Annotated in this window: 22 protein-coding genes, 1 pseudogene and 1 other annotated feature; of the genes and pseudogenes, 14 read left to right on the top strand and 9 right to left on the bottom strand. The window is 45.6% G+C overall.

The features are described 5' to 3' along the window. Positions 1-241 precede the first annotated feature (241 nt). Both AC1S8V_RS17965 and AC1S8V_RS17960 read right to left on the bottom strand, forming a co-directional pair. A complete protein-coding gene (locus AC1S8V_RS17965; protein WP_482070169.1) occupies positions 242-1,480 on the bottom strand; it encodes an aspartate aminotransferase family protein in 1,239 nt (412 codons plus the stop codon). A gap of 90 nt (positions 1,481-1,570) precedes the next feature. After that, positions 1,571-2,779 carry an MFS transporter gene (locus AC1S8V_RS17960; protein ID WP_482070168.1) on the bottom strand — a complete coding sequence of 403 codons (1,209 nt, stop codon included), beginning with the start codon at positions 2,777-2,779 and terminating at the stop codon, positions 1,571-1,573. 329 nt (positions 2,780-3,108) lie between these two features. Here AC1S8V_RS17960 and AC1S8V_RS17955 point away from each other — a divergent pair, with 329 nt between their 5' ends. Next, the gene (locus tag AC1S8V_RS17955) at positions 3,109-3,810 is read left to right on the top strand and encodes a pseudouridine synthase (RefSeq protein ID WP_482070167.1); all 702 of its coding nucleotides are present in this window, start codon (positions 3,109-3,111) and stop codon (positions 3,808-3,810) included. Between the two features lie 110 nt (positions 3,811-3,920). Here AC1S8V_RS17955 and AC1S8V_RS17950 read toward each other — a convergent pair whose 3' ends face one another. The 3 genes and pseudogenes from AC1S8V_RS17950 to AC1S8V_RS17940 form a co-directional block, all read right to left on the bottom strand. Further along, the gene (locus AC1S8V_RS17950; protein ID WP_482070166.1) at positions 3,921-4,820 is read right to left on the bottom strand and encodes a DMT family transporter; all 900 of its coding nucleotides are present in this window, start codon (positions 4,818-4,820) and stop codon (positions 3,921-3,923) included. Then, on the bottom strand, positions 4,817-5,674 hold the full coding sequence (locus AC1S8V_RS17945) for an AraC family ligand binding domain-containing protein (RefSeq protein ID WP_482070165.1): 858 nt from the start codon (positions 5,672-5,674) through the stop codon (positions 4,817-4,819). The genes AC1S8V_RS17950 and AC1S8V_RS17945 overlap by 4 nt, the downstream gene beginning before the upstream one ends. Positions 5,675-5,899: 225 nt before the next feature. Further along, positions 5,900-6,827, bottom strand: a pseudogene (locus tag AC1S8V_RS17940) (oxidoreductase). A 208-nt stretch (positions 6,828-7,035) separates the two neighbouring features. Between AC1S8V_RS17940 and AC1S8V_RS17935 the strand changes: the two are divergent. From AC1S8V_RS17935 to tyrS, 7 genes are all read left to right on the top strand, one after another. Next, a complete protein-coding gene (locus AC1S8V_RS17935; RefSeq protein ID WP_482070164.1) occupies positions 7,036-7,617 on the top strand; it encodes a TetR/AcrR family transcriptional regulator in 582 nt (193 codons plus the stop codon). A 48-nt stretch (positions 7,618-7,665) separates the two neighbouring features. Then, entirely contained in the window at positions 7,666-7,965 is a 300-nt protein-coding gene (locus AC1S8V_RS17930) for a Dabb family protein (RefSeq protein ID WP_482070163.1), read from the top strand. Positions 7,966-8,011: 46 nt separating this feature from the next. Then, the gene (locus tag AC1S8V_RS17925) at positions 8,012-8,791 is read left to right on the top strand and encodes an NRDE family protein (RefSeq protein ID WP_482070162.1); all 780 of its coding nucleotides are present in this window, start codon (positions 8,012-8,014) and stop codon (positions 8,789-8,791) included. Positions 8,792-9,106: 315 nt separating this feature from the next. Next, positions 9,107-10,393: a nucleobase:cation symporter-2 family protein gene (locus tag AC1S8V_RS17920; RefSeq protein ID WP_482070161.1), complete on the top strand. Its 1,287-nt coding sequence runs from the start codon at positions 9,107-9,109 to the stop codon at positions 10,391-10,393. Between the two features lie 356 nt (positions 10,394-10,749). Beyond that, positions 10,750-12,219, top strand: a complete 1,470-nt coding sequence (locus AC1S8V_RS17915) for a protein adenylyltransferase SelO (RefSeq protein ID WP_482070160.1) — start codon at positions 10,750-10,752, stop codon at positions 12,217-12,219. 99 nt (positions 12,220-12,318) lie between these two features. Then, complete coding sequence (locus AC1S8V_RS17910; protein ID WP_482070159.1) at positions 12,319-12,768, top strand: DMP19 family protein; 450 nt, start codon at positions 12,319-12,321, stop codon at positions 12,766-12,768. Positions 12,769-12,866: 98 nt separating this feature from the next. After that, positions 12,867-13,094: a binding site (T-box leader), on the top strand. Positions 13,095-13,210: 116 nt separating this feature from the next. Further along, complete coding sequence (tyrS, locus tag AC1S8V_RS17905) at positions 13,211-14,473, top strand: tyrosine--tRNA ligase (RefSeq protein WP_482070158.1); 1,263 nt, start codon at positions 13,211-13,213, stop codon at positions 14,471-14,473. A gap of 156 nt (positions 14,474-14,629) precedes the next feature. Here tyrS and AC1S8V_RS17900 read toward each other — a convergent pair whose 3' ends face one another. The 4 genes from AC1S8V_RS17900 to AC1S8V_RS17885 all read right to left on the bottom strand — a co-directional run bounded on the left by AC1S8V_RS17900 (position 14,630) and on the right by AC1S8V_RS17885 (position 16,832). Beyond that, positions 14,630-14,908 carry a YxcD family protein gene (locus tag AC1S8V_RS17900; RefSeq protein WP_017687903.1) on the bottom strand — a complete coding sequence of 93 codons (279 nt, stop codon included), beginning with the start codon at positions 14,906-14,908 and terminating at the stop codon, positions 14,630-14,632. Between the two features lie 5 nt (positions 14,909-14,913). Then, complete coding sequence (locus AC1S8V_RS17895; RefSeq protein WP_336758736.1) at positions 14,914-15,417, bottom strand: hypothetical protein; 504 nt, start codon at positions 15,415-15,417, stop codon at positions 14,914-14,916. Positions 15,418-15,517: 100 nt separating this feature from the next. Beyond that, positions 15,518-16,084, bottom strand: coding sequence for a PadR family transcriptional regulator (locus AC1S8V_RS17890; RefSeq protein WP_458122923.1), 567 nt, complete (start codon positions 16,082-16,084; stop codon positions 15,518-15,520). 172 nt (positions 16,085-16,256) lie between these two features. Continuing rightward, the gene (locus AC1S8V_RS17885; protein WP_482070157.1) at positions 16,257-16,832 is read right to left on the bottom strand and encodes a beta-class carbonic anhydrase; all 576 of its coding nucleotides are present in this window, start codon (positions 16,830-16,832) and stop codon (positions 16,257-16,259) included. Positions 16,833-17,058: 226 nt separating this feature from the next. Between AC1S8V_RS17885 and AC1S8V_RS17880 the strand changes: the two genes are divergently transcribed. The 6 genes from AC1S8V_RS17880 to AC1S8V_RS17855 all read left to right on the top strand — a co-directional run bounded on the left by AC1S8V_RS17880 (position 17,059) and on the right by AC1S8V_RS17855 (position 23,406). Next, positions 17,059-18,573: a carboxypeptidase M32 gene (locus AC1S8V_RS17880; RefSeq protein WP_482070156.1), complete on the top strand. Its 1,515-nt coding sequence runs from the start codon at positions 17,059-17,061 to the stop codon at positions 18,571-18,573. Between the two features lie 160 nt (positions 18,574-18,733). After that, positions 18,734-19,738, top strand: coding sequence for an ABC transporter substrate-binding protein (locus AC1S8V_RS17875; RefSeq protein ID WP_482070155.1), 1,005 nt, complete (start codon positions 18,734-18,736; stop codon positions 19,736-19,738). 29 nt (positions 19,739-19,767) lie between these two features. Then, positions 19,768-20,562: an ABC transporter ATP-binding protein gene (locus tag AC1S8V_RS17870; protein ID WP_482070154.1), complete on the top strand. Its 795-nt coding sequence runs from the start codon at positions 19,768-19,770 to the stop codon at positions 20,560-20,562. Positions 20,563-20,600: 38 nt separating this feature from the next. Then, entirely contained in the window at positions 20,601-21,392 is a 792-nt protein-coding gene (locus AC1S8V_RS17865; protein WP_482074520.1) for an ABC transporter permease, read from the top strand. Between the two features lie 400 nt (positions 21,393-21,792). Continuing rightward, positions 21,793-22,770, top strand: a complete 978-nt coding sequence (locus AC1S8V_RS17860; RefSeq protein ID WP_482070153.1) for an aromatic acid exporter family protein — start codon at positions 21,793-21,795, stop codon at positions 22,768-22,770. A gap of 75 nt (positions 22,771-22,845) precedes the next feature. Further along, positions 22,846-23,406: an outer spore coat protein CotE gene (locus tag AC1S8V_RS17855; RefSeq protein ID WP_062835006.1), complete on the top strand. Its 561-nt coding sequence runs from the start codon at positions 22,846-22,848 to the stop codon at positions 23,404-23,406. Positions 23,407-23,429: the final 23 nt, after the last annotated feature.

Genomic DNA, 23,429 nt, shown 5'->3' with positions numbered 1-23,429 from the left:
TATAGCGATTCATCTTAAAACAGTTTTTGCAAGATACGAAAGTAGTGAAGGGGACGAAATCGATTCTGGAGAAGCGAAGCGTTCGCCTCAAAGCTTTCTGAAAGAAAGCTGCTTCGGAAGCATACGCTATCCACGGATTTTTCCCTCGTGAAAGGGAATTCAAGAAAATCCGTGGATAACAGCGATCATAAGAACGATTCGTAACCGGAACGACCACTTCGAACAGTTGCATTGAAATGTTTTAATGAACGGTGGCAAGCACTGAATCCAACCGCTCCACAATCTCAACCAATTCGTCTTCGGTTGTAGTAAGGGAAGGCCGGACCTTAACAACGTTGCCGAAGCCATATCTTGAACTTCTCAAGATCAGATGCTCATCTGTAAAAGCGCGATCAATAATGGCATTGGTTTTTAGCGTATCCGGTTCATTACCGTCACCAACGATTTCCAAACCCCACATTAAGCCGACACCACGAGCTTCACCGATGCTTGGGTACTTGATAACCAGTTCTTGCAGCAATTCACCCAGAATTTCACCTTTGCGTTTCACGGCATCCAGAAATCCTGGTTCGGATACCACTTCCAAGGTGGATTTGGCAGCGGTTACGGAGATCAGATTGCTTCCTGAGGTGAAGGAGTGTTCGTGCTTTTCGAGCACATTCAGCCGGGATTGCATTAATACCGCAGCAACAGGTACGCCGATTCCGCCGAGACCTTTGGCAAGGGTAATCATGTCAGGCTGGATATCAAACAGTTCGCTGGCGAACATGGTTCCGGTACGACCGATTCCTGTCTGTACTTCATCGGCAATAAGAATAATATTGTATTCATCACACAGTTTTCGCAGGCGTTTGAAATATCCGGCAGGAGGGATGATATTGCCGCCATTCCCGAGAATGGGTTCAATAATCATACAGGCGACTGAGCCGGAGCTTGCATATTCTATGGCATCGGAGATAGCTTCAACGCATTGATAGCCGCAGTCCCCGTTTGGAGATTTGAAAGGGCAGCGATAACAGTATGGGGCAGGTACATGAACGGCGTTAGCCACAGCCGAATTGGGGAACCGTTTCCGCCTAAAGGCATTCCCCGAAATCCCGGTGGCAAATTGGGTCTGCCCATGATGGGACAGATACAGGCTGATGATGTCTGTCGATTCGGTATACTTTTGTGCAATTTTGGTCGCACATTCGTTTGCAGTTGAACCGGTAATATCCCGCATCCATCCGGCATTAATGTCGTTTGGAGCATATTCGATTAAGTGATCAAGCACTTCATTTACGTATGGTTCAGTGAAGGAGGAAGACATATGCGTCAGATTGCCGACTTGTTCCTGAATTTTGCTGACAACATGTGGGTGATTATAGCCCAGTGACAGATTGAACGTGCCCGACACGCCATCCAGGTATTCAACACCTGAATCGTCAATCAACTTAATCCCTTTTCCGGCTATGAAGCGGTTGTTGGTTAAAGTTTGCATACGATTTCCTCCAATATAATGGTGTACTAGCTCGAACTAAGCTCAACAATCCCGGATGATGCGGGCATCACCTCCCTTAAGAAACGATGTTTACATTTCTTTGCTTTGTTGTGCGAGAGCAGCACGTACTGCATTATTTTTTACATTCCATAGATGAGAGACCATCAATGTAAGGAGCAGGATTAGACAGAATCCGGCCAAAATCCAAATTGTATTCACGACAGGCCATGTGCTCATACTCCATCCAGTCACATACTGCAAGATGGCACCTCCAATACCACCCGATGCGATCAGAATACTGGTTGTTCGCTCGGTCATACCGGGTATCAGAACATTTGCATAGACCAGTGCGATACAGAACAGCCCTGACATGAACAGACCGGTTCCGAAGATGAGCACATATGTTGCCCACTGTCCAGTTACCAATACCATAGCGACCGTAAACAAAAACGTCCCGACCGTACTCCAGATCAGGAAAGGCATATAGTTGACGGCTTCCGCTATTTTCCCCGAGAAAAGACGGCCGATGATCATCGCAATCCACAGGATGGAGACACTCAGCGATGCGACAGATTCCTGAAGTTGCAGTCGTTCTACGAGAATGGAGGGCAGGAAGTTCATTAATCCCAGTTCCAATCCCATGTAGATGAAAAAGAAGATGACGAAGATCGTCAGCAGACCCAGATGCTTTCTCGAATATTGGGCTTTACCTGCTGCATGTGCCACTGTATTCTCGCCAGCCTGTTCCAGATACAGTGCAGCTGTACGGGGCATGGTGATCCACAGCAGCATGAGAACCAGAGACAACACGGCGACTGTATAAAAAGTAAGGTGCCACAGATCCATCCAGATAAATAAAGCAGCGACAGCCGGGATGAGAAGTGCCCCAAGAGCAAAGAAGACATCAAGCTTGGACATGGCGACCGCCTTTTGATTCTCAGTGAATTCGATCGTGAATGCACCTACGGAGGGTTCGATGATGCCTGATCCGAAGCCCACGATAATCGTGAGAAGAAGAACTACAGTCCAGGATGGCAATAATCCAAGTAATGTATAGGCGACTACAATACAGATCAGGGCAAGAGTCAGCATAGCTTTTCTACCGATACGGGCTGTCATGGCAGGAGCTGCGAGTACACCGACAAGAAAGCCAAGAAACTGCAGAAATAACAAAAATCCGCCATCACTGTAACCGCGTTCATAATGTGGCAGTAAAACGGGGAGAAGTGCACCGAGCACAACGCTGGTTATGCCGATTAACAGGTAAAAACCGCAGCTTAGAGCGAATATTCTTTTCAAAAGGCCACCTCCTAGTTGGATGAAAATTTTATATTATGTAATTAATGTTTATTTCACATATAACTTATACCATAATTGTGCAAATGTACATGCTTTTTATTGTAAAATAATGTTAAGTATTGACGAATAAAAATATTTCTCGTGCTATATTTTTTCTAAAGCGATTTCGTGTCGAAATTGTAGAAACGATTATATCAATTTGCATCAGTAAGTCCTCGTAACACACACAATATCCAATTTCAGCCTCGTTGCTTCGTGTTCATATAAATGAGATGATATGGGAGGAACACTGAGCAAAAAGTGAGATTACAGATGAGAAGCGGTGACACATGTTAATTAACAAATACATAAGTGAAACGGGATTCTGCTCCCGCAGGGAAACGAACCGATTAATTGCAGCCGGACGCATAACGATCAATGGCAAGGTATGTGAAAAAGGGGCGGATGTTGAACCTCATGATGTGGTACTCATTGATGGCAAGCAGATTCCTCGTAATGACAGCGAACCTGTCTACATTGCTCTGAATAAACCCATTGGTATTGTCTGCACAGCAGCAGAACATGTGGAGGGGAACATCATTCAATATATGAATTATCCTTCTCGCATATTTGCGATAGGCAGGCTGGATAAGGCATCTGAGGGGGTGATTTTGCTTACGAATGACGGAGGCATTGTGAACAAGATGATGCGTTCGGAGCATAATCACGATAAAGAATATGTAGTGACCGTAGACAAACCCATAACAGACGAGTTTGTACAGTCCATGTCTGAAGGTGTTGAGATTTTGGACGTGGTGACCAAGCCCTGCGAAGTGTATAGGCAAAGTGAGGATGTATTTCGTATTATTTTGACACAGGGTCTCAACCTGCAGATCCGCAGAATGTGCAAAGCTTTGGGGTACCGAGTAATGAAGCTGGAGCGTGTCCGAATTATGAATATTACGCTGGATCAACTGGAGCGGGGGCAATGGCGTCATCTGGAGCAAGAGGAACTGGAGATTCTGATGTCTCAATTGCATGAGATAAAATGAGTTCTGCTGCATGTCAACGCAACGTGTTCAGTCACAATGAACGTTTATATCAGTAAAAAAGAATCAGACACCAACCCCTACGTGGATTAGTGTCTTTGTTGTTGAATGGCTTACCTTTTTCGCTCTGAAATGTAAGATCCGAATAAGGTTAAGAACGCCCCGAGTATGATCAGCCAGGTTATCCGTTCCTGAAGAATTAGTGCAGATGACACGACAGTAATGACAGGCACCAGATAGATGTAGACACTCGTTTTGATAGCGCCAAGAAGATTAACGGCCCGGTTCCAGGTCACGAAACACAACGCGGAGGCACCCAGGCCGAGGTAGAGAATATTGGATAGATTGGTCATATTCGTGAAGCGTCCGAGATCCCAATGGAATTCAAATAGGAACAGAGCTGGTAACATGAAGATCAGGCCATAGAAGAACACTTTGCGGGTCGCACCAATGGTGTGATAGCGAAGCACGCCAATTTTACGCATCAACACAGAATAAATTGCCCATACCGCGGGTGCTATGAAAGCAAGCAGATCACCTAGCGGATTGAGTTGCAGAATGAAACTGCCATTCAGCGCGATGAGCATGATGCCAGTTAAGGCAATCCCGAATCCCACAATAAAGCGGCGAGTTAACTTTTCTCCATCCAGGAAGAAATGTGCGAGCACGGCAGTAAAGAATGGGGCGATGGAGACAATTACACCCACATTGGAAGCTGTTGTGTACACCAGTGCTATATTTTCGATGAGAAAATATAACGTCACTCCGCATATGCCTGCTCCGATAAATAACCATTCTTCCCTGAATGAGGCGATCCGTAGTGAACGTGGATAGATCACTAATAGTACCAAATACCCGATCAGAAAGCGGAAAAATAGAATTTCCACTGGAGTAAAGTCAATCAGCAGAACCTTGGTCGAGACAAACGTAGTGCCCCAGATCAGTATAGTAAACAAAGCGAGTAAATGTCCGGTAGAGGCTGTAGTGTTTTGATGGCTAAGATGTCTTGTCATACGATGTTATTGGTGGTTCGTTTCGGTTCTGGTTCCGTATCATGATTGAAGATACGTCTGTATTGCTTGGGCGTCAGGCCGATCAGTTTTTTGAAAAAATTCGTAAAGTGACTTTGATCACTGAATCCCGTTTGCGCGGCAACTTCAATCGGAAGCTGACCTTGTTCCAACAGCCGTTTGGCTTGGTTAATACGAATGGTCTCCAGGTAGCGGTAAGGTGATATCCCCTTTTGGCGAGTGAATAAACGCAGCAGGTGATATTTGCTCATCTCCGTCAAGTCGGCTAATTCGTTCAACGAGATGCTATCCATGTAATGAGATTCTATGTAATCACATATGCGTCTGATCTCTGTGGTCACATCCTGTGTGGATACAGGGGGTTCAGCATCCGAATAATCTCGCATCAATTGATCCAGCAGAAAGAGTAACAATTCTTCTTTGCAAAAATCGGATTGCTCTTCCAGAATCATGTGATGCAGATCATGCAGGGAACCAACAAGTTCACTTTGGTAGAGAACGGGGGAGGTAAAACGTGGCAAGTAAGCTTGTCCAGTAATCTCTCTCGCATACTCTCGCATAACCTCAGGCTGGACGTTGATACAGCGATAGTCAAGGCTTCTTCCATCGACCTGTTCGCAGGCATGAGGATCATGTGGATTAAAGACAATCATATCTCCGCTATTCAGAATATATTCTTCGTTGTTGCAGACGAGGTGTCGCTTGCCTTGCTCAATGAATCCAATGACGTAATAGTCATGAAAATGATTGGGGAACTTCTGCATAATGCCTTCAAATTGATAAGCTTCTAGTTGTAGATCGGTATCAAATACCACAGTTCGAACTTCCCGAGTCATGATGCACCTTCTTTCTTGTGTGTTAACGTCATTATAGGATGCAAAGAAGGAATTTTCTTGAACGATATTGCTATTGTTCAAAGCGTTAATCGGACAGATATCTCCAAAAACAAAATACCCGCAATCCCGGAGGGAAAGCGAGCCCTTTGCTTAGTATAGTCGATTCACGAGTTCAAACCTATATATACGAGACCAAATATTTCTGGAACAATACGTAATTATTTTTTAATGTAGTGTAGCCAGTGCTTCAGGTGTAAAAGCCTGAATCTCAGATACGCGGCCTTCGCGCATTTTAACTGCCCATGCCGGGTCACCAAGGAGTGCACGTCCAACAGCCACCAGATCAAATTCCTGTTGCTCATATCGCTTCATAAGTTCGCCCATGCCTGGATGCTTTGCTTCATTGGTTCCTGCTTCAGGATCGTCTGGCATACCCACAGAACCAACGGTAATTGTGGTTCGGCCACTCAGTTTTTTTACCCATCCGGCGAATCCCAGATCAGATCCTTCAAACTCAGGCTCCCAGAAGCGTCGTGTCGAGCAGTGGAAGATATCTACACCTGCGTCAACCAGCAAGCTGAGGAATTGTCCCAGTTGTTCAGGTGTGTCGAACAGTCTGGCTTGATAATCATTCATCTTCCATTGGGAAATCCGCATCGCAATAGGAAAATCAGGACCTACCGCAGTCCGGACTGCCTTAACAAGTTCAACCGCGAATTGTGTTCGTTTCTGAAGGTCGCCACCGTAGCGGTCCGTTCTCCTATTCGTTGTTTTCCAGAAAAATTGATCGATCAGAAAACCGTGAGCACCGTGGAGCTCAATTCCGTCAAAACCAATGCGATGTGCATTAACTGCTGCATTGTTATAAGCTTCAATAACAGTTGCAATCTCTTCTTCCGTCATAGGTTCACTTATCTGATTACCTTCCATATCAACTCCCGATGGACTTAGTGACGCAGCTTCCGGGTGTGGGTGAGATCCTGAAGGACGAACAATTCCCATGTGTAAAAACACCATCCGGGGAAAAAGCGCGAGCCATGGGGGACATGACAATTCGTGAGGCCAGGGTTAATTTTTGATCGGTGTATGGTTGAAACAGAAGCTCCGTAGAAATAACGTTATGTTGTTGATTACTCAAACTAAGCACCTCCATTATTATGCACCTTCAAGCGGGTACGAGTGCAATCTTAACAAGGTCTATAGGCATGCTCAACCAACAATCGGAGCATTTTGTTGCTTAAGCGAAAGACTCCGATTATTGTATGGTGTCTTTGCACTTACTTTCACTTGTTGAACAAATAGCACTTATCTATAATGAAGGAGTCTAGCCAAATATTTTGTGTACAAAGGAGGATTGGGACATGTCCGGTGTATTGTCTCCAAACTCGAACGATCCGCGTGTGATTCGCACTCGGCAATTAATCCTTGATGCGTTTTTAGTTCAGCTGAACCTTAAAAATTTCAACAATATTACGATTCAAAACATTACAGAGCAAGCCACAATCAACAGAGCTACATTCTACGCCCATTTTCAAGACAAATATGCGCTGCTCGAAGCTTTGTTATCGGATGCTTTTATGAAATATGTAACAAAAAGAGTGGATTCGGAAGCGCGATTGTCAGCCGAGACCATGCAGCAGCTTATATATTCGTTATGTGATTACCACGTCTCAAGCAATGAGTGCATCAAAAAATATGAGACAGTTGCACCAATTATTGAAGAGAATATCAAAACTCAGCTGGAGCAGTTCCTTCTCCAATTCATGCTGCAAGGAGCGAGAGAAGCAGATCTCAAAACGTTGAAAGCTACTGCGACCATGTTAAGTTGGTCGATCTATGGAATAACGTATCGATGGAATATCGAAGGAAAACAGGAATCCCCGGCTGACTTAGCCAAGAGAGTGGTCCCCTATATAATGGGCGGATTGGAATGGTTGAATTGACTTCAGTTAACGAATACGATTCGGAATGGACATAGGAGGAATAACAAGATGGTTGAACATTTGGTTGTTTTTAAGTTTAACGATAAAATTACGCAAGCCAAACAGCAGGAATTGGTGGCTCAATTGCTCGCGTTACAGGAACAGATTCCGGGAATTGTCTCGCTGACCGCGGGAATCAATACCACGGAAGAAACGGACCGTATCCAAGGTTACACGATTGGCTTGCGAGTGACGTTTGAAGATCAGGAGGCATTGCGTGCTTATGGTCCACATCCTGCTCATCAGGCATTTGTTGCTTCATTAGATGGGTGGGTAGAAGATGTTATTGTGGTTGATTATGCGATATAAAACGACGATATCAGAGGTTGACCGAATATAGGAGTTGAAGATCCCCATGTGTTTAATTTTATTTGCTTACAACATGCATCCAAAGTATCCGCTTATATTGGGATCAAACAGGGATGAATTCTATCACAGACCTACAGTTCAAGCACATTATTGGGAAGACCACCCTCAAATATTGGCAGGGCGAGACTTGTTGAAAATGGGAACCTGGATGGGCGTAACCACAGGTGGACGTCTGGCTGCTGTTACGAATTATCGTGATCCGAATGAAGAGGTACATGCCAAAGGCTCCAGAGGAGATCTGGTTGCTGATTTTTTAAAGGGAACGTCCACACCTGAGCAATTTATGCAACGTGCGGAGCAAAGTCGCAATGATTATCCTGGCTACAATTTGTTGGTGGGTGATCCTGACGACCTCTATTATTATTCTAATGTGGGCAACGTCGTGATGAAGTTGAAACCGGGAATATACGGGATTAGTAATCACTTGATCAATACAGATTGGCCCAAGGTGAGATGCGGAAAAGAAGGATTGGAGAAAATCATCAACGGGGAGGGCGAAGGTACCCTGACAGAGCAAATATTAGATTTGCTGCAAATGGCAGACCCTTCAGTGGATGAGCTTCTACCCCATACAGGTGTTCCATTGGAATGGGAACGTTTGCTTTCTCCTATTTTCGTTAAAAGTGATAAATTCGACTATGGGACCAGAGCTTCATCCGTGGTCCTGATGACCAAAGAAGAAGTGTTGTTTACAGAGAGGGTTCATCAGAACGGAGAGATGATGGAGCAGCGTTTTAACATCAAGCTTCTTAACTGGACAAGCTGAGAATATGAAACAAGTAATGTTCAGACAGTATGTCTCAACATGAATCCCTGAAGATAAATCCCTCGTTCAAGTTTCTTTTCTTCGGAGTGTAAAAGGGTTATGTCAAATTCGTTGTGTTAGATAATATAACGTATGGTAGACGGTTTGAGATGACCATTTGTACAACACGCCCAATTTAAGTTGAACTCTTTATCTCGTATAACAATTCTATGTTATGAATCATGGAACTTCCCTGAATAGTTTATATAATGTGAATCAACATAACATGATTTTGCAGCGGTTCGGTTGATTCTAATTTCAGGGGGGCAACGTGGGATGAAAGAAACCAAAAAGATGAGAATTTTTTCACTGGGAATTCAGCACGTACTCGCGATGTATGCGGGAGCAATTCTGGTGCCTTTGCTTGTGGGAAGAGCGTTAGATCTGACTGCAGAACAATTGGCGTATCTGGTATCCATTGACCTGTTAACGTGTGGGATTGCCACATGGCTTCAGGCTCGGAAAGGGAAGTACCTGGGTATTGGTTTGCCAGCGGTACTCGGAAGTTCTTTTGTGGCGGTCACTCCCATGATTGCCATTGGATCACAATACGGGATTCCAGCCATATATGGGTCGATCATTGCAGCGGGTTTATTTATCGTCATCTTTGCCGTATTTTTCAGTAAAATCGTCAAATTGTTTCCGCCAGTCGTTATAGGTACGGTTGTGACCATCATCGGTCTTGCGTTAATCCCAACCGGCATTAAAAACATGGCGGGTGGAGCAAACAGCGAGAATTTTGGAAGTTTGGACAATTTGGCGCTTTCCTTTGGCGTATTACTTTTCATTCTGATCCTGAATCGATATGCTCGCGGCTTTGTGAAATCCCTGGCTGTTCTCCTGGGTATTATCGTGGGGACCCTCATCGCAGCCTTCATGGGAAAAGTGAATTTTGCCGCTGTACAGGAAGCCTCCTGGTTCCATTTACCCCAACCCTTTTACTTTGGATGGCCTACCTTCGAGATAGGCCCCATTATTACAATGATTATAGTAGGTACGGTTGTTATCATCGAGTCCACAGGTGTATTTATGGCTTTGAGCAAAATCTGTGATCAACCGATCAACGAAAAAGATCTGGCACGGGGATATCGCGCAGAAGGTCTTGCGTTTGTTCTGGGTGGCATATTCAATGCTTTTCCATACAATACATTCGCTCAGAATGTCGGTTTGGTTCAGCTCTCCAAGGTGAAAACGACCAATGTGGTTGTTGCGGCTGGAGGTATCCTCATCTTTCTCGGACTTATTCCAAAAGTAGCAGCTTTTGCAACCATTATTCCGAGTGCTGTATTAGGCGGAGCGACTGTCGTACTGTTCGGAATGGTCGTCTCATCCGGGATCAAAATGCTGCAAAACGTCGACTTCGGCAAACAATCCAATCTGTTGATCGTGGCTTGCTCCGTTTCACTTGGACTTGGTGTTACTGCTGTACCCGATCTGTTTGCACAGCTTCCTCAAAGTATTCGCATCATTGTGAGCGATGGTATTATCACGGGAAGCCTGTCAGCGATCCTGCTTAATGTCTTCTTTAACCTCGGTTTTAAAAATAAGAGCTTGCCAGTATAACCTGTACAGGCTCAGGAAGTACACACGTAATTCTTGTAATAACAGACATGTCATCGGGTAGAAGGATGAGATCCAAGACGGTTTTTCTGGGAAGTGGGATGAGAGGCAATGACTCCACTTGCCAAGAAACCTCTTGGATTTTTTGTGCGAAAAGAACGATGGATGGTCGGAATATCAAAATTACTATTCATGAGAAATGCAAAAGGATTGCAAATATGCTAAAGTTTCATCAGGAACATTTTATATGTTCCTTACATTGAATTTCCATGAGACTACATAAATGAGCATTGGTTCACAAAGGCTAAAATAAAACCAGGAGGAAATCCCTTGGGCACAGAGAAGGAGTTGTGATCACCATGCAACAAGAGACGTTGAATAAAGGATGGAATTTGGACAATAGTTATGCGGAGTTACCGCAACCCTTTTTTACAAGCCAGGACGCAGTACCTGTTGAATCACCCAAGTTGATCATCTTCAATCGACTGCTTGCATCCAGTCTGGGTCTGAATGTGGAGTCTCTTGACAGTGATGAAGGAGCGCAAATTTTTGCAGGTAACCTGATCCCGGAAGGAGCCGAGCCTTTAGCTCAGGCCTATGCAGGACATCAATTCGGCAATTTTAACATGCTTGGTGATGGGCGGGCTTTGCTGCTGGGAGAACAGATTACGCCACAAGGCGAACGAGTGGATATCCAGCTGAAAGGTTCAGGAAGAACACCTTACTCTCGTGGAGGGGATGGACGTGCTGCTGTTGGTCCCATGTTGAGAGAATATATCATTAGTGAAGCGATGTATGCACTGGGTATTCCAACAACCCGAAGTCTGGCAGTCGTATCTACCGGAGAAAACATTATCCGCGAAACAGAACGGCCTGGAGCCATATTGACCCGAGTGTCTTCCAGTCATATCCGAGTAGCAACCTTCCAGTATGCAGCCAGATGGGGGTCTATCGACGATCTCCGGGCGTTGGCTGATTATACGTTGCATCGACATTTTCCTGATGTCGCCCAAGCCGAGAATCGTTATCTTCTGCTCCTTCAGGAAGTAATTAAGCGGCAGGCAGCACTCGTTGCCCAGTGGCAGCGTGTTGGTTTCATTCATGGCGTGATGAACACGGATAACATGGCAATCAGTGGTGAGACCATCGATTATGGACCGTGCGCTTTCATGGATGCTTACAATCCTTCAACCGTATTTAGCTCCATTGACACGCAAGGTCGCTATGCTTATGGCAATCAACCGTATATTGCGGGATGGAATTTAGCTCGATTTGCCGAGACACTTCTTCCGCTGTTGCATGAAGACGAAGAACAGGCCGTGCAACTTGCTCAGGATGCCATTGCACAATTTTCTGAATTGTACCATCATCATTGGCTCAAGGGGATGCGCTCCAAACTGGGCTTGTTGGATGAAAAGGCCGAAGATGAAGCCTTGATCAAGGATCTTCTTGAACTCATGGAGAAGCATAGTGCAGATTACACGAATACGTTCTTGGCGTTAACCTTTGATAATTTGGAAGGGACAACGTTGTTTGGCACGACAGAATTTGCTGAATGGAATGAGCGTTGGCAAGCAAGATTGAACAGACAGCAAGAGACGAGAGAAGTATCACAACAATTAATGAGAACGAGCAATCCGGCAGTCATTCCTCGCAATCATCGGGTCGAAGAAGCGCTTGAGCGAGCAGAGAATTACGGAGACCTTAGCGTGATGGAGAAACTTTTGGCTGTTCTTTCCGATCCATTCGCGCACTCACCTGAACAGGCTGAATATGCTGAACTGCCTGCACAGTGCAATACTTCGTATCAGACTTTTTGTGGGACCTGATTGAACAGTGTGGAATGAAGAGGCTGCCTTAGGCAGCTTTTTCATTATGTCATACAATAATTATAGAAAAATGATTTACTTTTATAGGCAGGTGCATTCATGTCCAAGATGTTAAGCAATGACGCATGGTATGCGTATGCGTTATCCTTCGTCGGAAAAAAGAATGAATCTGAACAGGGCTGGGCTTCGTTGACTTCGAACGAGCAGAACATTGCTGCTTTATGGCTGTTAGAGGCGGATATCTTTAACGGCGGTTTTATACAGTTTTTCTGTAACTGGGGGGAAGAGGCGTACTGTTACGCGTTGCGAGCACTACATACCATTGGTGCCACTCAAGTCGTGGAGATTATAACGACAGCATACGGCTGCATTGAGCATCTGAAAGAGGATGGAAGGATTACTGAACTGTGGGATATTCCTAAATTCCTGACAAAGGAACAAGAGCAGCAGTTAGATGCGCTAGATCAGCAGTTTTGGAACAATGAGGATCAGATTGCGGAGAAAGCGTATGGTTATTATCACGGAAAATTGAACATGATGATTATATAATCTGGTTTCAGCTATGCATCCGTTGTTCTGTTCAAAGATTAATACTTGGTCTTGCAATGACTGAAACGTTCGGCTATACTTGCTATAAATTGAATACATGAATCACGTTGATAGAGCGCAGTAGCGGCTTTGTCCCTGTTACAGAAAGTCAGGGGTTGATGGAACCTGATACATACAAGGGCTGCGAATTACACTCTGGAGTACTTGGGTAATGCCAAGCGGATGGGCAAACGATATATTGCCAAAAGTGGTATGGATAACGTGTTAAGGTCACGTGTTGTCCATGCAATTTGGGTGGTACCACGGTTATGATAATCGTCCCTGTGTCTAATGAAGACAAGGAGGCGATTTTTTTGTGTCCAAAAAAGCCGTTCCAGCGTGTTATTTCGTAATTTAACGTAGATCATGACTGAATTTTGAGGATAGAAAAGGGGTTATACGAATGAATATTATTGATGAACTAGAGTGGCGCGACGCCATTAACCAGCAGACGGATGCAGAGGGACTGCGTGAGTTGACCGAAACCAAATCAGTCTCATTGTACTGTGGTGTTGACCCTACAGGGGATAGCATGCATATCGGACATCTCATTCCATTCATGATGCTGAAACGTTTTCAATTGGCAGGACATCGTCCAGTCATTCTGATTGGTGGAGCTACAGGCACGATTGGTGATCCAAGTGGTCGTCAGGCAGAGCGTTCTTTGCAAACGATGGAGCAAGTGCAGGAGAATGTGGATGCACTGACAGCGCAGATGAAGAAGTTGTTCGTAACAGAGGGTGATAATCAGGTTCGTATGGTGAACAACTACGATTGGACACACAAAATCAATGTGATTGAATTCTTGCGCGACTACGGCAAAAACTTCAACCTTAACACGATGTTGGCTAAGGATGTAGTTGCGAGCAGACTGGAAGGCGGAATCTCGTTCACCGAGTTTTCCTACCAGATTCTTCAATCCCTCGACTACCTGCACCTGTTCCAGAACGAAGATGTACAGCTTCAAATCGGCGGTTCGGATCAATGGGGGAATATCACGAGTGGTCTCGATCTGATTCGCAAAAAAGAAGGATCTGAAGCGAAAGCATACGGTCTGACCATTCCGCTCATGCTCAAATCCGACGGAACCAAATTCGGTAAAACAGCTGGTGGCGCAATCTGGCTTGACCCAAACAAAACGACACCATTTGAATTCTACCAGTTCTGGGCGAATACAGATGACCGTGATGTCATTAAATACTTGAAATACTTTACTTTCCTGAGCAAAGAAGAAATTGAAGCTTTGGCTGAAAAGGTAGAGACAGAGCCGCACAAACGTGAAGCACAGAAAGCACTCGCAGAAGAAATGACAAAATTCGTTCACGGCGAAGAAATGCTCGAACAGGCTAAGCGTATTACAGCGGCGCTGTTCAGTGGTGATATCCGTTCTCTGACAGCAGATGAAATCGAGCAGGGCTTCAAGGAAATGCCAACATTCGAGACGGACGGCGAAGCCAAAAATATCGTGGACTGGCTCGTAGATCTGGGTCTGGAGCCATCCAAGCGACAAGCGCGTGAGGATGTCACCAAAGGTGCGATTTCCATGAATGGTGAGAAAATCACGGAGCTTGATTTCACAGTCTCAGCAGAGCATGCCATTGGCGGTAAATTCATCATTATCCGTAAAGGTAAAAAGAATTACAGCCTGGTTAAACTTCAATCGTAGTTTCCAAGAAATAAAATGTATCACAGACACGTATAGAGACTGCAATGGACACACAAATCAAGCCACAAATACAGAAACAAAAAGACCGTCTTCCATCTCTGTCAGGCGACAGAGCGGAGACGGTCTTTTGTATAACAGGTCATTGCTTGACCTATATTATTGATTGACGATCGCTGTGATCTCTTCATCCAGATCAAGTCGTACGTTCTCGCGGTACGCCCGGATGTTGTATTCACTGTGCAGGTAGCGAAGAATGGCTTCAATCATGTTGGACTCCACCAGATATTGACTGCGGCCTTGAATCCAAACTTCAGCGGAATAACCTGTATCTTCTTCCCAGCTCAGTTCCACATTCACATCGGTTGGACGTACACCCTTACGTTCTGCCATATGAATACAGATTGCATTCACAATTTCATCCATGCTCAGAACCATAGAGATTAGTACCGTCCGTTTCTGTTACGGTCATCATCACGATCATTGCGGCGGTCATAACGGCCATCCGCTGCAGGTTTGCGACGATTGGAGATGGCTCTGAAGAGTGCCATAGCCAGCATAACAATCAACATAATTGCTGCAACGTTCACGAGCAATCCAAGGATGTTACCCAGAGCGCCCATACCACCGAACAATCCGCCGAACATCATACCAGCAAGACCACCAAGCATCATGCCTTTCATGAATCCGCCGCCACCGCCGAAGAATCCACCACCACGAGTTGCAGCTGCACCAGTACCGGAGTTATTACCGGAATTGGATTGATTCACGTTACTGTTGGAGTCGGATTTCTTAGGTGTATTGCTATAACTTTTCGTGCCGGATTTGAATCCGCCACCGCGTCTTGCATCCGCTGAATCCGGGTTCGTTACTCCCACTGTTGCGAACAATAATGTAAAGGCCATAAATACCATCATTAGATGTTTAACTCCAAATTTTTTCTTCATTGTAAAGATCGTAACCCCCCCGATTAATTTGTTTGAATCGCCCAAAAATGGGCCTTACTCATGTAATACGGTCAACTTGCAGGGACGTTTCAAATTTTGATTAAATTTCTGAAACGCTTGGACTTGGGTCTTGAATTGCAGCTTGGCCATCAAGCAATTGGGTAACCCAGTTACACCATTCCAGGCCTGTTTGAGCATTCATTAACCCTTTTTGAACCAGGATGTAGCTTCCAAAATCTCGGTTGCCTACACGAAGATTATCCAGAGGTATACGTGACTTCAGTTCCTCGAAATAACGTATGCGTTCCATAAACCAGCTTTTACGCTCGTTAAGAATGCGTCTCATGCTTCCGTCTTCCGCAATGCCAACACACAAGATACGCAAATTAAACTCATCGCGTGTAACCGGTGCGGTAACAGGAGTAATCATCCATTCCAAGAGCTTTTCAATGCCTTTTTCCGTAACTGCGTACATTTTCTTGTCCGGTTTGTCAGACTGTTGTACCCAGCGGGAGGCCAATAACTCATCGTTTTCCATCTTGGACAGGAGTGGGTAGATCTGGCTGTGTTTGGCCTGCCAATGCGGCTGAATCTTCAGCATCAGATCATAGCCCGATGACTCCTCGCGGGTAAGCAGCCCGAGCAATCCGTAGGAAAGTATGTTCATGCACATGTCTCCTTAATATTAGGGCTGGGTCAGAGAAAATAAACAATTTTGCTTTCTTTGACCGCTTTCATAAAAGTGTACACTGAAACTGTATGGTTTGACAACCTGACAGAACAACTGCCTTAATTTAGACAAAAAAAGTGCGAACCATAAGGTCCGCACTCCAAACCATTTAGAGAGATGCCTGTTGTCCATACCCCTCAGCGACAAGATCAAGCTCACCTGTGGCAGAATCGATAACCATGCCGTGGACGGGTACATTGGGAGGAAGTAAAGGATGCTTCTTGATTACTCCCACAGTATGTTTTACCCCTTCTTCGACGCTGTCAAACCCGCGCAACCACTTTTGCAAACGGATGCCAGAGTTCTCCAGGGTTGTCATGACTTCTTCAGATACGCCACGCTCAACCATATGTCCGATCATTGTCTCTGCGTGAAGGGAAGCCATACCACATTCCGTATGTCCCACAACCAGGACTTCATCTGCACCCAGTTCATAGATGGCAACAAGCACACTACGCATTACACTGCCGAAAGGCTGAGAGATAATCGCGCCTGCGTTTTTGATGATTTTCACATCACCGTTCTTCAGATTCATGGCCTTGGGCAGCATTTCCACCAGACGTGTATCCATACAGGTGATGATAACCATCTTTTTGGTTGGAAACTTGCCAGCCGTATACTTTTCGTATTCTTTAGTCTCGACAAATGATTTGTTGTAAGCCAAAATCTCTTGAATGTTGTTCATGTCTATTGCCTCCTGTTATCCAATACGACGAGCACGGCCACTTGCATTCGATGCAGCTTGTCCTACGCGCCTTTGCTTTTTTAGTATATCACGATCAGCAGATGGCATTACTCCAACCTTTTTAGGAGAATAATGCAATTTGCCTCTGTTAAAAGTTGATTATACTCAATGGGAAAAGTATCATCAATAGGGTATAACATTTTTTTTGAAGAGGTGAACGATAACAATGGATAAACAAACACAGGAACATTTGGAATCCTTCCGTAATCTGGCTCGTAAAATTAAGAGCTATCATGAAGCCATTGGTTTGCTTCACTGGGATCTGCGCACAGGTGCGCCGAAAAAAGGCGTTCCGACTCGTTCGGAGACGCTGGGTATGTTGTCCACCGAAGCATTCAAGTTGCAAACCTCGGCTGACATGAAGACTTACCTGGATGCATTAACGACTCCAGCGGTATTGGAACAGCTCGAAGATATAGATCGTCGTCTGGTTGAAGATTGCAAGAAAGAATATGATCGCAGTCAATCTGTACCACCGGAAAAAGTACAAGCATATACCGTGCTCACGGCCAAGTCCGAAACCGCATGGGAAGATGCCAAACATAACAGTGATTTTGCAGGGTTCTCCCCATATCTGACAGATATCGTTAAGCTCAAACAGGAGTTTATTGATTACTGGGGTGTGAAGGATACGCGTTATGATACCCTTCTTGATATGTATGAGCCGGATCTGACCGTTGAGAAAGTGGATGCTGTATTTGCCCGCCTCAAAGCACGTTTGGTACCTTTGCAAGAGAAGATTAATGCTTCGGACAACAAGCCGAATACAGAGTTCCTGAATCAGTTGTTTGACACCGAACAGCAAGAAAAGTTCAGTCTGTTCATCCTGGAACAGATGGGCTATGACTTTGAAGCTGGACGATTGGACGAGAGTGTGCATCCTTTTGCAACGGGTCTTAACCCGGGTGATGTGCGGATCACAACACATTATCTGCAAGATGATGTAGCAAGCGCAGTCTTCAGTTCACTGCATGAGGGCGGACATGCCCTGTACGAGCAAAATATTGATGACAGTCTGGCGGGTACCCTTCTTGCCGAAGGAACGTCCATGGGGATTCATGAGTCCCAGTCCCGTCTTTGGGAAAACATGATTGGTCGCAGCCTGCCATTCTGGACACGCTATTACAAAGATTTGCAGCAGCATTTCCCGCAACTGAACGAGGTTGAACTGGAAGATTTCTATCGTGCAATCAACCGGGTGGAGAGTTCACTCATTCGGATTGAAGCGGATGAACTGACCTATAACCTGCACATTATTATCCGATATGAGATTGAGAAAATGCTATTCAACGATGGCTTGGAAGTGAAGGACCTGCCTGAGACCTGGAATGCAAAATACAAGGAATACCTCGGTATTATGCCAACAAATGATGGAGACGGCGTTCTTCAGGATGTTCACTGGTCTGGTGGCGACTTTGGTTACTTTGCTTCGTATTCTCTGGGTAATATGTATGCAGCTCAAATTCTACATACATTGCGCAAGGAAATGCCGGAGTTTGATGCCCATATTGCAGAAGGTAATCTGATTCCAATTAAGGAATGGCTTACAGACAAGATCTATCGATACGGCAAAAGTCGCACACCTTCCGAATTGATTATTGCTGTAACGGGTGAAGAATTGAACCCGGATTATCTGGCCGATTATCTGGAAGCCAAATATGCCGAGATTTACAAGCTGTAATATTCAATAAACAGTATATTGAAATAGCATTTAGAAGAGCTGAAGAGTCGGGCATCATTGCCCGGCTCTTTTTTTGCATTCAAGTTCTTAACCTTTTGTTGGGCATCGGCATATCCATAATAGAGAGAAACTGCTGAAACCAGTGAAGGAGGGAAACAACATGAAATACACGCCATGGTTCGTCCGGGGGATCGTTATTCTGCTGATTATCATTGTGGCGCTTACCAGCTGTAATAAGGAAGAGAATGAAGCCAGGATTACGATAGGCGAAGTGACTCGTTCGGTATTTTACGCACCGGAGTATGTGGCCGTGGCTCAAGGTTTTTTTGAGGAGCAGGGACTTGAGGTGGACATTCAGACGACGGCTGGCGGTGACAAAACGATGGCGGCATTGCTCGCAGGTTCGGTGGACATTGCGCTGGTAGGAGCGGAGACGTCCATATACGTCTATCAGCAGGGAGCAGAAGATCCGGTCATTAACTTTGCCCAGCTCACCCAGACGGATGGTACTTTTCTGTTCGCTCGTAATCCGGAAGGCAGCTTTGATTGGGATCAACTGAATCAGAGTGTGTTCCTTGGACAGAGAAAGGGCGGAATGCCGCAAATGGCAGGTGAGTTCGCACTGAACAAACATGGCATTGATCCGCAAAGTGATCTGGAGCTGATTCAAAATGTGGACTTTGCCAATATTGCGTCCGCTTTCGCCTCAGGCACGGGAGATTATGTTCAACTGTTTGAACCCCAGGCATCCATCTTTGAACAAGAAGGTCGGGGTAAGGTTGTTGCATCGTTTGGCACAGAAGGTGGTCTTCTGCCTTACACCGTCTTCATGACGAAACAGAGTTATCTTAACGACAATAAGGATATCGTACAGAAGTTTACGAATGGTCTACACAAAGCGCAGGCATGGGTGGATTCCCATACGGCTGAAGAGATTGCTGAAGTCATTTCTCCTTTTTTCAAAGACATCGATCCAGCCATTTTGGTAAGCAGTGTGAACCGTTATAAGGAACAGGGCAGCTATGCAACGGATCCGATCATTGATGAGGAAGAGTGGAACAATCTGCTTGATGTCATGAGTGCCGCCGGAGAGTTGAAAGAACGTGTGGATTTGAATGCCATTGTGGATAATGCCTATGCGGAAGAAGCTACGAAATCAAAGTAATGGGGTATTCAGGAAAGGAAGTGAGCAGAATGCCTGAATCCGAAAGTGTGATCCGACTGGAGGGGATCTCTCAAGTATACGTCAGCGAGCGGGAAGCTTCCTTGGTGATTGAGGACTTGAGTCTGGAGATCCAAAAAGGAGAGTTCGTCAGTCTGGTTGGACCGAGCGGATGCGGTAAAACGACATTGTTGTCGATCATCGCCGGGCTGCTCACACCCACCCGAGGAGAGGTTAAGGTTAAAGGCAAACTCGTTGGCGGCCCCTCAGCACAGATTGGTTATATGCTTCAACAGGACTATCTGTTTCCGTGGCGGACCATTCTGGATAATGCGTTGATCGGACTTGAACTGACAGGCAGACTGGATGAACGGAGCCGTGAGCGTGTTAAGGAACTGCTGATAAGTATGGGCTTGGCCGGAACGGAGAATCAGTACCCTTCAGAGCTATCAGGGGGCATGAGACAGCGGGTGGCCCTGGTGCGCACGCTAGCAACCGACCCGGGAATTTTATTGTTGGATGAACCATTCTCAGCACTTGATTATCAAACCAAGCTGCAATTGGAGGATCTGGTCTCGGACACGTTAAAACAGTTTGGCAAAACCTCTGTACTCGTCACCCATGATCTGTCTGAAGCCATTGCCGTCAGTGATCGCGTCATTGTGCTTGATCGCAGTCCTGGCCGCATTCGTCGTGAATTTATCATCCCCAATGAAATTCGGAAGTCCCAGCCGTTCCATGCCAGAGAGCAAGAAGGATTCAATGCATTGTTTCAGGCGTTATGGAGTGAACTGGATCAGTCCGGGGGAGGTGAGAAAGACACGTGAATCAAACGACTCCGAAGCAGGAAAAGCGTGACGAATGGATGGGGCAACTGCATCGGAATCATATTCAGCAGGTGGCCAGATGGCGACAGCAAGTGCTTGCCGTACAGTTATCCATGCTGGTATGTATGTTTTTGCTGTGGGAACTGGCAGGCAGACTCCGTTGGATTGATGTACTGTTATTCAGTTATCCAAGCAAGATTTTTGCTCAGATCGGTAAAGACATCGCCAGCGGCGAGTTATGGGCGCATGTTGGGATAACCGTAGGGGAAACGGCAGTTGGATTTTTGCTGGGAACACTGGTGGGAACCTTGCTAGCGGTTTTAATTTGGTGGTCTCCTTTTTTGTCCAAGGTGCTGGACCCCTATATGGTTGTATTTAACAGTATGCCAAAGGTAGCACTTGGGCCGATCTTTATCGTTATGTTTGGCGCGGGTTTTACAGCCATTGTCATGACCACGTTGTCGATCACGGTCATTATCACGACACTGGTCGTGTATAACAGCTTCAACGAAGTGGATCCCAATTATATTAAAGTCATTCGTACGTTTGGTGGAGACCGTTCCGAGATATTTACGAAAGTTGTATTGCCAGCTTCTTTTCCAGCGATTGTATCGACCATGAAAGTCAACGTGGGCATGGCCTGGGTGGGTGTGATTGTGGGTGAGTTTCTGGTCGCCAAACAGGGGCTCGGATATCTGATTATCTACGGATTTCAGGTATTTAACTTCACGCTCGTATTATCGAGTTTGTTAATTATTGCTGCAGTTGCCACAGCCATGTATCAACTGGTTGTGTATGCAGAGCGCAAATTGCTGGCTGGGCGCAGATGATTTAATCTTGTTTTAGCTGATGATATTTTCGTTTATGATATGTATACAATTTCACAAGGGGTGTCACGTTGCCCGATACCATAAAATCAAGTACCATATTTAGTATGAAAATTCCGCGCAGATCCGGAATGAATGCGATGATTGGAGAAGAGGGCCTTGAGGTTCTGTCGCAACGATCTAACTTGCCAGCGTCCCTCATTGGGGGCGTGTTGCTGTGACCGGCATGCATGCGCATGTCGGTTGATGTCGTCTAGTTTACAGTTGGATGAGTCATACTAGTTATGATGGTTCGTATCCGAAGATCTCGTCAGAGATCAGACTATCGGACAAGTAGTTCATATGAATGAGGCGATGAGCTGGCTAAGAACTTTTTTGCAGCTTAGAGGAGATGGAATGTTAAATGGGTTTTAGGGTAATTAAAACCGCAATCGCCGCATTAATGGCCGTATTGATTGCGGACTGGTGCCGCTTGCCGGGACCAACATCAGCGGGATTGCTTGCCATTCTTGGCGTGGATGTAACGAGAAAAAGAAGTATCCGCACCATATCAGCGAGGTTCTTCGCTTCAGTAGTCGGACTTTTATTTGCAAGTGTACTTTTTCACTTTCTAGGTTTCCATTATTGGGTGCTGGCCGTATACATATTGATCGCATTCCCGGTTATTGTTCGGGTAGGCTTCAAGGAAGGTATTGTAACAGGTTCAGTTGTGGTGTTTCGGGTGTTTGGTGGCGGGGAGATGGACATACATGTCATCCTCGTGCAAATTGCCTTGCTGCTAATTGGTCTTGGATCGGCAATGGCGGTTAACCTGGCCTACATGCCGGCAGCAGATCCACAGATGCTGCGTATCCGCAAACGAATCGATGAACTTTTCTCGAAGATCTTCAAGGAATTCGCGGCAACGCTGCGTAACCCCAATGAAGTTTGGGCGGGGAGAGAGCTGATAGAAGCAGATAAAGCGATTCTGGGCGGTATCGATGCAGCCAAGCGTTCTCTGGAGAATCAGGTGATTCATCCGAATGAGGAATGGAGTGTCTACTTCTATATGCGCAAAACGCAGCTGGACTCCATCCAGCACATGATGCATCTGGTGTCCCAGATCTATCAGAAGATGCCACATGCGGAAATGGTATCGGAGCTGTTCGATCAGCTTAGTCAGGATGTACTTACTGAATCCTACACCGGACGAACTGAAAAACTTCTTGCGGATGTGCAGGAAGAATTCAAACGTATGGAGCTGCCGGATACAAGGGAAGAATTCGAGATTCGTTCTGCGATTCTCCAGCTGTGCCGCGAACTCGCGCTGTATCTGAAAGTCGCGAAGAAGGACAAAGCACCGTCCCCAATCTCGGACCGGTCCCAATCTACAAACGAATAATAGAAAATAGTTGTCACCCTAGACGAATGCCCTGCATACACTTGTAGTGAATGATTGTATGGAGGAGGTTTAAAGATGTCATTGAGTCATAAACATCAATGTAGAGAGATTATCACGAAGGCGATCTGCGGCAAGGGTCGTAAGTTCTCTACCGTAACACATACCGTGACTCCGCCAAATGGTCCGACAAGTATTTTGGGGGCTTGGATTATCAACCACCAATATGAAGCCGTATCAGCGGGTGACGGAATTGAAGTTATTGGTACTTACGATATCAACATTTGGTATTCCTATGACAAGAATTCGCAGACGGATGTAGCCAAAGAAACGGTGTCGTATGTAGAACATGTACCTTTGTCCTACCTGGACCCGAAACACCGGACTTCCACAGTAGAGGTATCTGCGGATGCAACGCAGGAACCTAGCTGTGTGGAAGCCACAGTATCAGCAGGTGGAAGCAGTGTAATTATCCGGGTAGAACGGGAATTCGCTGTGGAACTTGTTGCCGAGACTAAAGTTTGTGTGAAGGTCTGCACAGATGGTTGCGGGGATTACGAAGACAAGGACTATGACTTTGGCAGTGGCGATGGAGATTATGACGATCTCGATCCCGATCTGCTCGACGATGAACTGTGAGTTTGACGCCTGTATTTAATAAC

The organism is Paenibacillus sp. B46(2026) (assembly GCF_056786355.1).
This window is presented reverse-complemented; position numbering and strand designations above follow the sequence as displayed.

Bases quoted from the DNA above. Each gene is read 5' to 3' on its own strand.
- AC1S8V_RS17965 (WP_482070169.1), bottom strand. From the start codon at position 1,480: ATGCAAACTTTAACCAACAACCGCTTCATAGCCGGAAAAGGGATTAAG.
- AC1S8V_RS17955 (WP_482070167.1), top strand. From the start codon at position 3,109: ATGTTAATTAACAAATACATAAGTGAAACGGGATTCTGCTCCCGCAGG.
- AC1S8V_RS17950 (WP_482070166.1), bottom strand. From the start codon at position 4,820: ATGACAAGACATCTTAGCCATCAAAACACTACAGCCTCTACCGGACAT.
- AC1S8V_RS17945 (WP_482070165.1), bottom strand. From the start codon at position 5,674: ATGACTCGGGAAGTTCGAACTGTGGTATTTGATACCGATCTACAACTA.
- AC1S8V_RS17935 (WP_482070164.1), top strand. From the start codon at position 7,036: ATGTCCGGTGTATTGTCTCCAAACTCGAACGATCCGCGTGTGATTCGC.
- AC1S8V_RS17930 (WP_482070163.1), top strand. From the start codon at position 7,666: ATGGTTGAACATTTGGTTGTTTTTAAGTTTAACGATAAAATTACGCAA.
- AC1S8V_RS17925 (WP_482070162.1), top strand. From the start codon at position 8,012: ATGTGTTTAATTTTATTTGCTTACAACATGCATCCAAAGTATCCGCTT.
- AC1S8V_RS17920 (WP_482070161.1), top strand. From the start codon at position 9,107: ATGAAAGAAACCAAAAAGATGAGAATTTTTTCACTGGGAATTCAGCAC.
- AC1S8V_RS17915 (WP_482070160.1), top strand. From the start codon at position 10,750: ATGCAACAAGAGACGTTGAATAAAGGATGGAATTTGGACAATAGTTAT.
- AC1S8V_RS17910 (WP_482070159.1), top strand. From the start codon at position 12,319: ATGTCCAAGATGTTAAGCAATGACGCATGGTATGCGTATGCGTTATCC.
- tyrS (WP_482070158.1), top strand. From the start codon at position 13,211: ATGAATATTATTGATGAACTAGAGTGGCGCGACGCCATTAACCAGCAG.
- AC1S8V_RS17900 (WP_017687903.1), bottom strand. From the start codon at position 14,908: ATGGTTCTGAGCATGGATGAAATTGTGAATGCAATCTGTATTCATATG.
- AC1S8V_RS17895 (WP_336758736.1), bottom strand. From the start codon at position 15,417: ATGAAGAAAAAATTTGGAGTTAAACATCTAATGATGGTATTTATGGCC.
- AC1S8V_RS17890 (WP_458122923.1), bottom strand. From the start codon at position 16,084: ATGAACATACTTTCCTACGGATTGCTCGGGCTGCTTACCCGCGAGGAG.
- AC1S8V_RS17885 (WP_482070157.1), bottom strand. From the start codon at position 16,832: ATGAACAACATTCAAGAGATTTTGGCTTACAACAAATCATTTGTCGAG.
- AC1S8V_RS17880 (WP_482070156.1), top strand. From the start codon at position 17,059: ATGGATAAACAAACACAGGAACATTTGGAATCCTTCCGTAATCTGGCT.
- AC1S8V_RS17875 (WP_482070155.1), top strand. From the start codon at position 18,734: ATGAAATACACGCCATGGTTCGTCCGGGGGATCGTTATTCTGCTGATT.
- AC1S8V_RS17870 (WP_482070154.1), top strand. From the start codon at position 19,768: ATGCCTGAATCCGAAAGTGTGATCCGACTGGAGGGGATCTCTCAAGTA.
- AC1S8V_RS17865 (WP_482074520.1), top strand. From the start codon at position 20,601: ATGGGGCAACTGCATCGGAATCATATTCAGCAGGTGGCCAGATGGCGA.
- AC1S8V_RS17860 (WP_482070153.1), top strand. From the start codon at position 21,793: ATGGGTTTTAGGGTAATTAAAACCGCAATCGCCGCATTAATGGCCGTA.
- AC1S8V_RS17855 (WP_062835006.1), top strand. From the start codon at position 22,846: ATGTCATTGAGTCATAAACATCAATGTAGAGAGATTATCACGAAGGCG.